The organism is Streptomyces sp. NPDC021562, assembly GCF_040640875.1.
In the GTDB taxonomy this organism is placed as follows: Bacteria; Actinomycetota; Actinomycetes; order Streptomycetales; family Streptomycetaceae; genus Streptomyces.
Genome location: NZ_JBFACN010000019.1, coordinates 110,730 through 124,503, shown reverse-complemented (window position 1 = coordinate 124,503; position 13,774 = coordinate 110,730). Strand labels below are relative to the sequence as shown.

At 70.7% G+C, this 13,774-nt stretch carries 14 protein-coding genes; 11 read left to right on the top strand and 3 right to left on the bottom strand.

Features of this window, described 5'->3' with window-relative positions; all coding sequences use genetic code 11:
- Positions 1–278 precede the first annotated feature (278 nt).
- The 5 genes from AB0G52_RS27895 (at position 279) to AB0G52_RS27875 (ending at position 6,388) form a co-directional block, all read left to right on the top strand.
- On the top strand, positions 279–1,292 hold the full coding sequence (locus AB0G52_RS27895; RefSeq protein WP_132891083.1) for a LacI family DNA-binding transcriptional regulator: 1,014 nt from the start codon (positions 279–281) through the stop codon (positions 1,290–1,292).
- A 214-nt stretch (positions 1,293–1,506) separates the two neighbouring features.
- Positions 1,507–2,754, top strand: coding sequence for an extracellular solute-binding protein (locus AB0G52_RS27890; RefSeq protein WP_361339755.1), 1,248 nt, complete (start codon positions 1,507–1,509; stop codon positions 2,752–2,754).
- A 10-nt stretch (positions 2,755–2,764) separates the two neighbouring features.
- Positions 2,765–3,751: a sugar ABC transporter permease gene (locus AB0G52_RS27885; RefSeq protein WP_132891081.1), complete on the top strand. Its 987-nt coding sequence runs from the start codon at positions 2,765–2,767 to the stop codon at positions 3,749–3,751.
- A complete protein-coding gene (locus AB0G52_RS27880; RefSeq protein WP_361339752.1) occupies positions 3,748–4,572 on the top strand; it encodes a carbohydrate ABC transporter permease in 825 nt (274 codons plus the stop codon). Before AB0G52_RS27885 ends, AB0G52_RS27880 begins: the two co-directional genes overlap by 4 nt.
- 64 nt (positions 4,573–4,636) lie before the next feature.
- Positions 4,637–6,388: a trehalase family glycosidase gene (locus AB0G52_RS27875; RefSeq protein ID WP_361339749.1), complete on the top strand. Its 1,752-nt coding sequence runs from the start codon at positions 4,637–4,639 to the stop codon at positions 6,386–6,388.
- An 87-nt stretch (positions 6,389–6,475) separates the two neighbouring features.
- On the opposite strand, the gene AB0G52_RS27870 is transcribed toward AB0G52_RS27875, so the two are convergent.
- Positions 6,476–7,696 carry a metallophosphoesterase gene (locus tag AB0G52_RS27870; RefSeq protein ID WP_361339746.1) on the bottom strand — a complete coding sequence of 407 codons (1,221 nt, stop codon included), beginning with the start codon at positions 7,694–7,696 and terminating at the stop codon, positions 6,476–6,478.
- A gap of 218 nt (positions 7,697–7,914) precedes the next feature.
- Here AB0G52_RS27870 and dacB point away from each other — a divergent pair, with 218 nt between their 5' ends.
- Both dacB and AB0G52_RS27860 read left to right on the top strand, forming a co-directional pair.
- Positions 7,915–9,279, top strand: a complete 1,365-nt coding sequence (gene dacB / locus AB0G52_RS27865; RefSeq protein WP_361339743.1) for a D-alanyl-D-alanine carboxypeptidase/D-alanyl-D-alanine-endopeptidase — start codon at positions 7,915–7,917, stop codon at positions 9,277–9,279.
- Between the two features lie 102 nt (positions 9,280–9,381).
- Complete coding sequence (locus tag AB0G52_RS27860; protein ID WP_361339740.1) at positions 9,382–10,029, top strand: tetratricopeptide repeat protein; 648 nt, start codon at positions 9,382–9,384, stop codon at positions 10,027–10,029.
- Between the two features lie 37 nt (positions 10,030–10,066).
- Here the strand turns inward: AB0G52_RS27860 and AB0G52_RS27855 are convergent, their stop codons facing one another.
- Both AB0G52_RS27855 and AB0G52_RS27850 read right to left on the bottom strand, forming a co-directional pair.
- A complete protein-coding gene (locus AB0G52_RS27855) occupies positions 10,067–10,411 on the bottom strand; it encodes a hypothetical protein (RefSeq protein ID WP_361339737.1) in 345 nt (114 codons plus the stop codon).
- On the bottom strand, positions 10,408–10,869 hold the full coding sequence (locus AB0G52_RS27850; protein ID WP_132891075.1) for a cupin domain-containing protein: 462 nt from the start codon (positions 10,867–10,869) through the stop codon (positions 10,408–10,410). Before AB0G52_RS27850 ends, AB0G52_RS27855 begins: the two co-directional genes overlap by 4 nt.
- A 143-nt stretch (positions 10,870–11,012) precedes the next feature.
- On the opposite strand from AB0G52_RS27850, the gene AB0G52_RS27845 reads away from it, so the two are divergent.
- The 4 genes from AB0G52_RS27845 (at position 11,013) to AB0G52_RS27830 (ending at position 13,767) form a co-directional block, all read left to right on the top strand.
- Entirely contained in the window at positions 11,013–11,633 is a 621-nt protein-coding gene (locus AB0G52_RS27845; RefSeq protein WP_361339734.1) for a TetR family transcriptional regulator, read from the top strand.
- Between the two features lie 322 nt (positions 11,634–11,955).
- Complete coding sequence (locus tag AB0G52_RS27840; RefSeq protein WP_361339731.1) at positions 11,956–12,561, top strand: hypothetical protein; 606 nt, start codon at positions 11,956–11,958, stop codon at positions 12,559–12,561.
- Between the two features lie 184 nt (positions 12,562–12,745).
- Entirely contained in the window at positions 12,746–13,339 is a 594-nt protein-coding gene (locus tag AB0G52_RS27835) for a DUF4291 domain-containing protein (RefSeq protein ID WP_132891072.1), read from the top strand.
- Positions 13,340–13,371: 32 nt separating this feature from the next.
- Positions 13,372–13,767, top strand: a complete 396-nt coding sequence (locus tag AB0G52_RS27830) for a hypothetical protein (RefSeq protein ID WP_361339728.1) — start codon at positions 13,372–13,374, stop codon at positions 13,765–13,767.
- Positions 13,768–13,774: the final 7 nt, after the last annotated feature.

Sequence of the window (13,774 nt, the reverse complement as noted above, 5' to 3'; positions counted from 1 at the left end):
TCGGCGTCACAGCGTGCGGAGAGGTGTCGAACCGGTTCGATCGCGGGCTGTGCCAGACGCACTTCATCGAACCGGTTCGGGGAAGCTAGCAGCGTGGATCCTGCCCATCAATCCCCTCCGGCCACACGGAATATGCGCCTTCCCTCGGACCCGAAAGTTTCGCCGGGGGTGTTGACAGGCGATGGGGGCGTTCCTACCGTCACATCACGCGAACCGGTTCGACGACCGTCGGTCGAGCCGGGCCGGGCCCGTCGAAAAGTCGAGCAAGGGAGTCGCCCGTGAACATCGGTGAGATCGCCCGCCGGGCCGGTGTCTCGCGGAGCACCGTGTCGTACGCGCTGAGCGGCAAGCGGCCCGTCTCGGACGCCACCCGGCGGAAGATCCAGCAGGTCATCGACGAGCTGGGCTACCGTCCGAACGCCAGCGCCCGCGCCCTCGCCAACGGCCGGACCAGCACCATCGGCCTGGTCTTCCCGCCGGCCGGCAACCACTACACCGGCATGCAACTGGACTTCATCGGCAGTGTGGTGGAGGCCGCCGCGGCCCACGACTACGACGTGCTGCTCTCACCGAGCGGTGTGGACAGCGACCGCTCTTTCCAGCGGCTCCTGGGGGAGCGGCGCGTCGACGGCGCGATCCTGATGGAGATCAGGCTGGCGGACGCCCGGGTCGACCACCTGGCCGAGCTGGGCTTCCCCGCCGTCGCCATCGGCCGTACCGCCCACCCGGAAGGCACCTGGTGGGTCGGGATCGACCACACCGCCCTCGCGGCGGCCTGCGTCCACCACCTGGCGGACCTGGGCCATCGCCGCATCGCCTTCGTCAACCGGCCCGAGCAACTCCTGCGGGCCGGATACGAGTCCGCGCACCGCGGCCTGGACGGCTTCACCAAAGCCGCCGCCGAGCGCGGGCTGACCGTGCGGACGTACACCTGCGGGGACGACGCGGCGTCCGGCCAGGCCTGCCTGGAACAGATCCTGCACGACGAGCCGGACACCACCGGTCTCGTCACACTGAACGAGGCCGCGCTGGGCGGTCTCTACCGGGGGCTCGCCCAGGCGGGCCGCCATGTACCGCGCGACTTCTCCGTCACCGGCGTCGTCGCCGCCCGGTGGGCCGAGACGGTGACACCGCGGCTCACCGCCGCCGACGTACCGGCCGAGGAACTGGGCCGACGCGCCGTCGACCTGCTGGTGGAGCGCCTCGACCACCCCGACGCACCGCCCCGGCACCACCTGCTCGCACCGCCGATCTCCCTGCGGGCCAGCACCGGGCCGCACAGGGCTTCCTGACCGCCGCCACCATCACCGCCATCGCCAGGGCCACCGCCATCCCCACCGCCACGGCCACCGTCATCGTCACGGCCACCGTCACCGTCTCCGTCGCCTGGTAGATCCGCGCCCCCGTCCCTCGCCGATCGCCCACCGGCGCCGTTCGGCGTGCCCGTTCACCGCCCACCACCCCGTGCCACGGCACCCGCATGCCCAGGACGAAGGAGCCCCCGCCATGAACAGATCCCCCGGACACCGCCGGTTGACCGCCGCCGCCCTCGCCGCGCTGGCCGTCACCGTCACCGCCACGGCCTGCTCCTCCGGCTCCGGCAGCACCGGCACCAAGGGCGCCGGCACCGGCACGTACACCATCTGGGACCCCTACCCGCAGTTCGACAAGACCTCGGCCTGGGCGAAGCTGCTCGACCGGTGCGGCACCAAGGCCGGCGTCAAGGTCAAGCGCACCGGCTTCGACACCAGCGACCTGGGCAACAAGACGCTCCTCGCCGCCCAGCAGGGCAACTCGCCGGACGTCCTCATCGTGGACAACCCGGTGGTGTCGACGCTGGCCGAGGCCGGCGTGCTCACCACGGCCCACGAGAACAAGCTGGACACCTCGAAGGTCGACCCCAACCTGCTCGCGGCCGGCCAGTCCGGCGGCAAGACCTACGGCACGCCGATCGGCGCCAACACCCTGGCCCTCTACTACAACAAGGACGTGCTGAAAAAGGCCGGCGTCGACATCGCCTCGGTCAAGGACTGGAACACCCTCACGGCGGCGCTGGCCAAGGTCACGAAGGCCGGCAAGAAGGGCATCACCTTCTCGGCGATCGGCACCGAGGAGGGCAGCTTCCAGTTCCTGCCGTGGTTCTGGGGCGCCGGTGCCAAGCTGACCGAACTCGACTCCGCCCAGGGCGTGTCCGCGCTCACCCTGTGGAAGGACTGGCTGAAGAACGGCTACGCCCCCAACTCGGTCCTCAACAACACGCAGACCACCAGCTGGCAGGAGTTCGCCACCGGCGACTACGCGTTCAGCGAGAACGGCACCTGGCAGCTCGCCAACGCCAAGAAGGCCGGCTTCGACTACGGCGTACTGCCCATCCCCGGCACGGACGGAGGCACCGCCCCGGCCCCGACCGGCGGCGAGTTCGTGACCATCCCGGTCCAGAAGGACACCGCCCGCTACACCGTTTCCCAGCAGCTGGCCAGCTGCCTGACCAGCACCGCCAACCTCTACACCACCGACACCACCCTGTCCTACGTGGCCCCGACCGGCGAGGTCCAGGACAGGCAGGTGGCCGCGAACGCCGAACTCAAGCCATGGGTCGCGGCGGTCAGGTCGGCCAAGGGCCGCACCAGTGACGACCTCGGCACCCAGTACCCCAAGATCTCCGAACAGCTCTGGAAGGCCGTCCAGTCCGCCCTGAGCGGATCCGCGTCCCCCACGGACGCGCTGACGTCCGCGCAGGCAGCGGCCAGGTGACGGGCGCCCCATGAAGCAGACCACCCGTCCGCCGGACCACAGTCCCGCACACCTCCGGGACGCGACGGCGCACGCAGCCGCCGCGCCCCCGGCCCACGGCGGCACACGCCCCCGGCCCACCTCGACCCAGTGGACCGCCTGGGCGTTCCTCGCGCCCGTGACCGTCTATCTCGCCCTCTTCTACGCCTATCCGCTCTACCGAAACCTCGACCTCAGCCTGCGCGACTACACCGTCCGCTCGTTCGTCCAGGGCGACGCGCCGTTCACCGGCCTGGCGAACTACCGCACCGTCTTCGACGACCCGACCTTCACCCCGGCCCTCCTGCACACCGTCCTCTTCACCGCCGTGTGCCTGGTCTTCCAGTACGCCATCGGGCTCGCCCTCGCCGTCTTCTTCAACCAGAACTTCCCTCTGTCGGCGACCCTGCGCGCCCTGTTCCTCGTACCGTGGCTGCTGCCGCTCATCGTGTCGGCCTCCACCTGGTCGTGGATGCTCAACAGCGACTCCGGGATCGTCAACGCCGCCCTGCACGCCGTCGGCGTCGCACCGGTGAACTGGCTGACCTCGCCGTCCTGGTCGCTGACCTCGGTGATCATCGCGAACATCTGGATCGGCGTCCCGTTCAACCTGGTCGTGCTCCACAGCGGCCTCCAGTCCATCCCGGCCGGCCTGTACGAGGCCGCCGCGCTGGACGGAGCGGGAGCCTGGCGCCGGTTCTGGTCCATCACCTTCCCGCTGCTGCGCCCGGTGTCCGCGATCACCCTGCTGCTGGGGCTGGTCTACACGCTCAAGGTCTTCGACATCATCTGGATCATGACGAAGGGCGGCCCGGCCGACTCCTCCACCACCTTCGCCACCTGGTCCTACCAGCTCGGCTTCGGCAACCTGCTGCCCGCCTTCGGCCCGGGCGCGGCCGTCGGCAACCTGCTCGTGGTCGCCGCGCTGGTCTTCGGCCTGGTCCACGTCCGCGTACAGCGGAAGCAGGCGCTGTCATGACCGGCAGAGGCAGGCGCACCCGGGTGAAGACCACGATCGGCGTCCTGCTGACCGGGATCATGCTGTTCCCGGTCTACTGGATGCTCAACGTCTCCCTCACCCGCGACCAGGACATGCGCAAGAGCCCACCGGACCTGCTGCCGCTGCACGGCACCCTGGCCGGCTACCGCACCGTCCTGGCCGAGCAGGTGCCCTACCTCGGCACCAGCCTCGTCGTCGGTCTGGGCACCGTGGCGCTGACCGTGGCCCTGGCCGCCCCCGCCGGCTACGCGCTGGCCGCACTGCGCCCCCGCGGCGGCGGCGTACTGAGTTTCGTCCTGCTGGCCGCGCAGATGATCCCCGGCATCATCATGGCGATGGGCTTCTACGTCGTCTACCTCCAGCTCGGCCTGCTCCAGTCCGTCTCCGGCCTGATCGTCGCCGACTCGACCCTGGCCGTGCCGTTCGCGGTGCTGATCTTCACGGCCTTCATGTCCGGCATCCCCGGCGAACTCCTCCAGGCCGCACAGGTGGACGGAGCGAACCGGATGCGCACCTTCTGGTCCGTCGTACTGCCGATGAGCCGCAACGCCGTCGTCACGGTGTCCCTGTTCGCCTTCCTGTGGTCCTGGTCCGACTTCGTCTTCGCCAGCACCCTGGTCAACGGCGGCGCCCATGAGCCGATCACCCTCGGCATCTACCACTACATCGGCAACAACAACCAGCAGTGGAACGCCATCATGGCCACCGCCGTCGTGGCCTCGCTGCCGGCCGCCGTGATCCTCGTCCTCGCCCAGCGGTACGTCTCCGCCGGTGTGACCGCCGGCGCCGTCAAGGACTGAACACCGCCGACTCGCCGACACCGGTCCGCCGCTGCCCCTGCTCCCAGAAACGAGTCACGCCACCATGACCGCCGCCCCGCCCGGCCCGGCCTTCGCCGTCCACGACATCCCGTTCAGCACCCACGGATCCTGGTTCGACATCTCGCCCGTGGTGGCGCAGCACACGTACGCCGAAGACCTCCACCTCGTGTCCCACCAGAACGGCATGCACGGCGTCCTGCGCCTGGTCCCCCTGGTCCCCCCGGCCACTTCGGCGACGGGCGCCCGCGCGGAGACCCGCGTCGAGGCGACACCGGGCCTGCTCAGCTGGCTCGGCGAGAGCGGGCGCGTCGACCTCGCCTACGCGTCGCCGGACACCGTACGCCTGCGGGGCCGCGGCCTGGGCATCGGAGTCCTCGCCACCGCGCGGACCCTGACCCCGTTCAGCGGAACGTACTTCTTCCACGACCCGGCGGCCGACGGACACGTCTTCACGTCGTACGAGACCGGGCGCCGCTACCGCGTCACCGTGCTGTCCGGCACCCTCACCGACGTGACCGGGGCGCAGGCCCTGGGCGCCGACACCGACCGCGGAGTCGCCGTGACCGCGGACGCGGACGGGACCTGGGAGATCGCGATCGACGAACTCGACACCGCGCGCCCGCCGTACGTGTCCGCGGAGACCTTCGACGACGTGGTGGAATCCGCGCGGCGTGCGTTCGCGTACTTCGCCGACGCCGTCGCCCCCTGGCGCTCGGCCGCCACACCGGCCGCCGAACTCGCCGCCTACGTCCTCTGGTCGGCGACCGTACGGCCGGCCGGCCTGGTCACCCGGCCCGCCGTGCTGATGTCCAAGCACTGGATGGACAAGGTCTGGAGCTGGGACCACTGCTTCAACGCCCTGGCTCTCGCACCGGGTTGCCCCGAACTCGCCCTGGACCAGTTCGCTCTGCCCTTCGACCACCAGGACGCCGCCGGCGCCCTGCCCGACTCGGTCACCCACTCCGAGGTCCTCTACAACTTCGTCAAACCGCCCATCCACGGCTGGGCCTTCGGCCACCTGCGCCGCCTCCTCCCACAACCGCTCGGCCAAGACCAACTGGCCGAGGCATACGACCGGTTGGAGCGCTGGACCGCCTTCTGGCGCACCGCGCGACGAGCCCCCGGCGCCGAACTGCCCCACTACCAGCACGGCAACGACAGCGGGTGGGACAACGCCACCACCTTCGACCCCGAGCGCGTCGTCGTCACCGCCGACCTGGCCGCCTTCCTCGTGCTCCAGCTGCGCGAACTCGCCTCTCTCGCCGGGGAACTGGGCCGGAACGACGCGGCGCGCCGCTGGACGGCCGTGGCCGAGGAGACCCAGGCCGCACTGCTCGACCAGCTCTGGACCGGGGAGCGGTTCGTCGCCCGGGGAGTCGCCGGCGGGGAAACCTGGAGCAGCGCCAGCCTCCTCGACCTGATGCCCGTCGCGCTGGGCGAGCACCTGCCCGACGCGGTCAGCAGCGCCCTGGCCGACCGCATCCGGGCCCACCTCACGCCGCACGGCCTGGCCACCGAACTGCCCACCTCACCGCACTACCTCGCCGACGGCTACTGGCGCGGTCCGATCTGGGCCCCCGCCACCGTGCTCGTCGAGGACGGCCTGCGCCGCGCCGGCCACCAACGCCTCGCCGACGACATCAGCGCCCGCTTCCGCACCCTGTGCGAGAGCCACGGCTTCGCCGAGAACTTCGACGCCCTCACCGGCACCGGCCTGCGCGACCGTGCCTACACCTGGACGGCCGCCGGCTATCTCCTGCTCGCGGCGGCGCACGTCCACCGAGACGGCCACTGACCACCTCCCGTCCCTGAGCGCGGCGGGCACGAAGAAGTCCGGCGGCGTGCGGGCAAGGGCCGGCCGGCCTGCCGCTGCGGGCCGCTGTCAGGGTGCGGCGGGCAGGTGCGGGGAGCGGAGGACGAGCAGCGTGATCTCGCTGGGGGCGAAGACCCGGAAGGGCGGCCCCCAGAAGCCGGTGCCGCGACTGGTGTAGAGGAGGGTGCGGCCGCCGTGGTGGCTGAGGCCGGCGAGGACGGGCTGGTCGATGCGGACCAGGTGGTGGAAGGGCCAGATCTGGCCGCCGTGGGTGTGGCCGGAGAGCTGGAGATCGACGCCGGCGGCCGCCGCCCGGTCGACGAACTTGGGCTGGTGGGCCAGCAGCAGGACGGGAAGGTCCGGGTCGACGCCGTGCAGGGCCCCGGCGAGGTGGGCACGGTGCCCCGCCAGACCGGAGGACTCGGCGGTGACGTCGTCCACGCCCGCGACCACGAGGGTGTCGCCGCCGCGTTCGAGCAGCAGATGGCGGTTGCGCAGCGGCTCCCAGCCCAGCTCGTCCATGAGGTCGACCCAGCCCTGGGCCTCGCTGTAGTACTCGTGGTTGCCGGTGACGTACACCCGGGCCCGACTGGCCCGCACCGTGCCGAGCGGGAGCGCCTGGGCGCGGCGGCGGGCGGCCGTGCCGTCCGCGATGTCACCGGTGTGGCAGACCAGGTCGGCCTCCAGCGCGTTCACCGTCTCGCACACCCGTGCCGACCAGCGGGCGCGATCGAGCGGGCCGTAGTGGGTGTCGGTGATGAGGGCGACGCGCAGGCCGTCCAGCCCGGCACCCAGCCGCGGGAGCGGCACGTCGAGCCGGCGCACGCGTGGCACGCGGCGGGCCTCGACGTATCCCCAGGCCAGCAGGGCGGCGGTGACGCCGAGGACGGCCCACGCGACGATCCGGGCCCGGTCCTCACTCGCGCCGACGCCGGCCACGGTCAGGGCGAGCCGCAGGAAGAGGCCGAGCAGAACGGACCAGGTGAACAGGACCCAGCTCGCGCCCAGCAGGGTGTCACCGACGATCGCCGCCAGGTCCCGCTGACGCGGGCCGTGGCCGCGCACCATCGCGAGCGGCATGCCGAGGAGGCCGAGGACGAACAGGGCGGTGCCGACCGGCGTGACGGGCAGCGGCCAGTGCTGGCCGGTGTACAGGAGCACGCAGCAGGGCACCGCCCACAACAGGACGGGGGCGATCAGGGGGCGGTAGCGCTTCAGGCGGTGGCGCAGACTCCGCCGCGGTGCCGGTGCCTCGCCGTCGGCGACCCGGGTGTCGCTGGTGTCGGTCACGTTTCCCCTCCCTGACCAAGCTGCCCTCTCGCGCACTGTATCCGGTCGGAGGTGTCCCTCTGCGAGGCGCGGACCAGCCGGCGTCACCCGGTCGGCGTCCTTTCACAACTCGGCTACGCGCCAACGCAGTTGGTACACATGAGGCCCCTGGGGCAGCTGATACTCTGCGCTCGCTTCTCCTCCTGATCACGCCCCGTTCCGAAAGTCGGCCGACACCCATGAACGACACAGCTGCTGCATCGCCGGCGGAAACCTTCCGCCCGGAAGGCCGGCGCCTGCATCGCAGACCCCGGCCGAGCGGTACGGGCACGGGTCTTCGCCGGGCCCTCGTCCTCGCCCTCGCCGTACCGGTCGCCTCGGCCGCGCTGGCGGGTCCCTCCGCCTTCGCAGCGGGCAAGACCGGGGTGACGGCCAAGACCGGTGCCGCGGACGCCGACGACCAGCAGATGGCCGCCAACCTCGAGACCCGTGTGCTCGACCAGCGGCTGGGCTCCGACGTCAGTGGCGTGGTCCTGGACGCCACGTCGGACACCACCGTCTGGGGCCACGACGCGGCCACCGCGCTGATGCCGGCGTCCAACGCCAAGCTCGCCACCTCGACCGCGGCCCTGACCGTGCTCGGCCCGGACCACCGGTTCACCACGAAGGTCGTCTACGGCGACGGCACCCTCACCCTCGTCGGCGGCGGCGACCGCACCCTGACCACCGCCGACCTCGCCGAGCTCGCGAAGACCGCGGTGGCCGGGCTGAAGGCGGCGGGCCTGACCTCCGTGAAGGTCGCGGTGGACGACAGCCTGTTCCCCGAGCCCACCCTGGCCAACGGCTGGAACGACGGCTACTACCCGGACACCGTCGCCCCGGTCCGGGCCCTCGTGGTCGACGGGCGCGGCGTCCAGGACACATCGATCGACGCCGGTCAGGTCTTCGCCCAGCAGCTCGTCGATGCCGGAGTCACCGTCGACGGCGACGTCACCCGCGCCACCGCGGGGACCCGCGACGTACCGGTGGCCCGTCATCAGTCGGCGCCGCTGTCGGACATCGTGCACACGATGCTCAAGCACAGCGACAACGACATCGCCGAGACGCTGTTGCGGATGACCGCCCTGGGGGCGGGCCGGCCGGCCACCTTCGAGGGGGGCACCGAGGTGGTGCGCCACATCCTGAGCCACGTGTACGGCGTGTCCCTCGACCACTTCGAGCTCTACGACGGCAGCGGTCTGTCCCGGGCCGACCGCATCCCGGCCGCCACCCTCGCGCAGATCCTCGAACTGCTGACGGAACCGCGGTACGCGCACACCCTCAGCTCCGTCCTCGACGGCCTGCCCGTCTCCGGGGAGGCCGGCAGCACCCTCGGTCCCGAGTACGGCCGCTTCGACGACCCCCACTCCGAGTGCGCCGTCGGCAAGGTGCACGCCAAGACGGGCACCCTCACCGGCGCCATCGCGCTGAGCGGCCTGACGCTGGGCAAGGACGGCCGGTGGAAGGTGTTCTCCTTCGTCGAGAACGGCTCCACGGCCGACCCCAACGCCATCAAGGACGCGATGGACGGCCTGGCCGCGACCGTCAACGGCTGCTGGGCGTAGGGTTTTCAGGCGCGAGCCGGGGACGCCACCGACTCCCGGCTTCCGCTGGGCGCGCGGGGAGAGGCTCGACGCTGCCATCGTCCGACGGGGAGGGTTCGGGGTATGCACGGACAGGACTGGATCGAACGCGCGGGAGAGCTGTTCGAAGCGGCGATGTTCGTCGGGGACAGGTCCGCGCTGGAGCGATCCGACGACGTGCTCGACGCGGTCGAGGCCCCGCTCTGCCTGGCGCGGGGCAAGGTGATGCACGTCCGCTTCCTGGAGGACCGCGAGGAGAGCAGCCAGGAACTGGTGCTGTTCGAGCGCGCGGCCGAGTTGTACGGGCGTCTGGGGGACGCCTCCGGTGAGGCGGAAGCGCTGTTCTGGATCGGCTGCTGGCACCAGGTGGTGAAGGGTGACGGTGCCACCGGCAGACCGTACTTCGAGCGGTCCTACGCGCGGGCGACCTCCGTCGACGACCGGATGACGATGTCCTATGCGATCCGTCATCTCGGCTTCACCGACAAGGACGCGGGTCACTTCGACCTGGCCCGCGAGCGGTTGACCGAATCGGTGACTCTGCGCCGGGAGATCGGCTTCGGACCCGGGGAAGCGGCCGGCCTGGTGGCGCTGGCCTACCTCGCGGCCGAAACCGGCGACCTGTCGACGGCGTACCACCACCTCGACGACGCGGAGTCGGTCGCCGAGAGGTGCGGGGCCAAGGCCGTCTCGGGCTGGATCGAGCAGGCCCGGGCGCACATCCGTTCCTAGGACGCGTGGGAGAACGCCGGCCGTCTCCCGGGCGGCTTCACGCGGTGGCGGCGGCCGTCGCCGTGTGGATGACCGTGAGGAGCGAGGCGCCCGCGATCATCGTCCACTTCCGGGTGGCGACCCCGATGGCGGCGTCGCCCACCTGGGCCGCGGCGGCCGCGGACAGAATGAGTGAACTGGCCGGCCCCGGCCACGCGATCGGTGCGAGGACGGCCGCCACCCCCAGCGGCACGCCCCTGGTCGCGTACATCCAGCCGTAGAAACGCTCCCCGGCGGTCGGCGTGCCGCTCTCACTCAGCGCCGCCGGACGCACGCCTCCCACCAGGGCGAAGGCGATGCCGGCGACGGCGGCGACGGCGTTGGCCGCCAACAGCGCGTTCACGAGGCGTAGTCGCTCGACGGTTCGGTGCCGTACTTCGTCCAGACCGCCGCGATGGAGTCGTGCGACAGCGGCTGCCCGGAGTCGACCATCGCCTTCAGATCGCGGAAGTACTGCACGTACAGGTCAGGCGTGAAGGTGTTGAGCATGACCGCCGTCTCGTCACTCACGTTGGCGAAGGTGTGCGGCGCACCCGGCGGGACCATGACCCACGTGCCCGCTTCGGCGTCGTGGTCGTCCTGCCCGACGGTGAAGCGCACCCGACCGGACAGTACGTAGAAGCCCTCGTCGTGCTGTGAATGACGGTGCTGCGGAGGGCCAGGGGTGTGCGGGGGGATGGTGATCTCACCCATTCCCAGGCGGTGCTCGGTGTTGCTGCCGTCCTCGAGGATCCGGATGGTCGACGGCCCGCTGGCGATGAGCTCGCCCTCACCGGGACCGATGATCGACACCTGGGTCATGAAGTCTCCCTGGCTGGTGGTTGACCGACGCCAGGACCATATGATCAGTCCCGCCCGCCATGCAAGTGAACTCTCAAAAAAAGAGCGCACTCTCATGAGGGTGGTCGCGCCGGTATGCTCTCGGTCGGCAGGAAAGGACGATCATGGCCGAGCGGAGTCGCCCGAACGGGCTCAGCAGTCAGATGGAACGCACCAGGTCGGCGATCGTGGCGGCCGCCCGCGAGCTCGCCGACACCGGGGCGGAGATCACGATGCCCCAGGTCGCGGCCGAGGCGAGGGTCTCGGAAGCGACCGCCTATCGCTACTTTCCCGACCTCCTCTCGCTCCTGCGTACGGCCGTGATGGCGGAGGACCTGGTCGCGGTCCTGCGATCGGCGACGCGCAGCGACGACCCGGTCGAACGGATCGGTCAGGCCGCCGAGATCCTGGGCCGGGCGGTGCTGCGCAGGCAGGGCGCCGTCCGGGTGATCGTCGCCTCGACCATCGCGAAACCCTCGGCGGCCAGGACTCGTCCCGCCCACCGCTTCGGTCTCGTCGAGCACGCCCTCGCCCCCTGGGCCGACAGATGCGGCTCCGCCGGGCAGGCGGAGGTGGAGCAACTGGTGCGCGGTCTCGCCCTCGTGATCAGTGCCGAGTCGCTGTTCGCCCTGATCGACCTCTGCGGCCTGACCCCCGACGACGCGATCGCCAGTATGGTGACCACCGCACGGCAGATGACCGCGGCAGCGGTAGCGGCCGTCCCCACAGGCCCCCTTGCCGACTGAACCACCGACCGCACCCGTCCCCGGGGCCGCGCCACAGCCCTCCACCACGTGGCCCCTCGACCCCAAAATCCGTCCCCCTTCCCGATCTGACGATCTACTGTGCAGCGTGGCGCTCTGAGACGAAGTGGAGGGCTCGAGGGGCCTTTTGAGCCTGCGGGAACCTGCGCAGGCTCGTTCAGTCCAACGGGTGGGGGAGACAGTGGTTCGTCAGCCACGGGCCGCCATGGCAACGGCGCTCTTGACCTTCTTGACGCTCGCCGCATGCGAGTCAGGGCAGGGGTCTGGGGGAGGCACAGCGTCGGACGAGACCAAGGCGGCCGGCGTGGAGGACAAGCCGCTGGGCAAGGCGGACCTGGAGCGGGTGGCCGTCACGGACGCGGATCTCGACGGCTACGAGGTCGAACGGATCCTGGCCGGCCCCGCGGCGTCGCACCGTACGGCGGATCCTGCCGAATGCGCGCCCGTCGTTGAGGCATTGGGGGGAAGCAGCGGCTTCAGAGCCACCGCGCGCGTCGGCCGGATGATTTCCTCGAAGGACCACGGCCCCGGAGCATCCATGATCCTTGCGTCGCACGGAGCCGGGGATGCCACGCGGGTGATCGACGCACTCCGAACGGCCGCCAAGCGGTGCAGGACCTTCAAGGACGTCGGGGTGGGCTTCCGGTGCGACGAGGCCGTACTCCAGCCCGACCCCGGCTACGGCGATGAGTCCGTGTCCCTGCGGCTCACACAGCTCGCAGCGGAGAGTGAGGACGACGACCCCGTCCGAGTTCCCTATGCGGTGGTGGCCGTTCGGCTAGGCGCGACGGTCGCCATGTTCTACGAGTTCAACCGCCCCCGAGGGCCGGAAGACAGGGACCCGGCTGCCGTACCAGAAGAGATCATCAGGGCGCAGCTGGGGAAGCTCGGCAAATCCGCGGCTTCCTGACGACCGTGGAGTCACGCGCTGGTCCGGAGGCCCGCCGAGCAGAACCCTGGGGCCACGCCAAGACGCGACGACGGATACGGCGACACCGCACCGTCGCCCTCACCGTCCATCCTGCTCCGCCGGATCGAGCAACGGGTTCGAAAATCGGTGGTCACCTGCGCTGACCGGGTCCACGCTGTACGCCATGGAAGAACCGCTCCGCAGGATCCGCGCGCTCCACACGGCGTCCACGATCACTGTCTACCAGGCGTACCGCCCTGAGATCGGACTGCCTGCCGTCCGGGACGGTCGTTTTCCGGCGGCGTGGAAGCGTGGCCGCATGACCTGGATCAAGCCCAGTTTCCTGTGGATGATGTATCGCTCCGGCTGGGGCACGAAGGAGGGTCAGGAGACCGTCCTCGCCATAGAGATCACTCGCGACGGCTTCGACTGGGCGCTGCGCCATGCCTGCCTGTCGAGTCACGTCAGCGGACTGCATCCTGATCGCAGCGCCTGGCAGCGTGACCTCAAGGGCGCGCCGGCCCGTGTCCAGTGGGATCCCGAACGCGACCTGCACCTGCGTCCACTGCCGTACCGCTCGCTGCAACTGGGGCTCTCGGGTGACGCGTCATCGCGTTACGCGGACGACTGGATCGTGTCCATCAACGACGTGACTCCGCTCGCCCACGAGATCCACACCCTTGTCAGGGACGGTGAACTGGACGCAGCCACTCGACTGCTCCCCCAGGAGCGGGGATATCCAGCCGGTGAAGAGCTACTGGCCCACCTGCGTCCCTGACCGCCAGTTTGGGAACAACGACCGGCATCCCTATGCGGCACTTTGGGAAGAGGCGGCCTCGCACCGCGGATGAGGCACCGCCAGAGAGCGAGGCTGAGATCTCCCCCGAGGAACAGGCGGTCCTGCTCGTCGGAATCCTCGACGATCCCGCGGCGCGCGAGGACGAGAAATACGACGCGGCGATGTACTTGGAGGACTTCCCAGGCCCGTTCGTCGAGTCGGCTCTGATCCGGACCATTCGCAGCGAGGACTTCAGCAGCGTACTGGCCCAGCTCTGCGCGGAGTCGCTCGCCGGTATCTGGGCTCATCAGGGCAGGATCGACCAGCACTTCTTCTCGGAGCTCCACCGCGCAGCCCGCAACGAGGTCCTCGGTGTCCTCGGCGCCCGCGGCCCACACTTGATCCCGGGCCACACGCCTTCGCCGTGACGAAGGC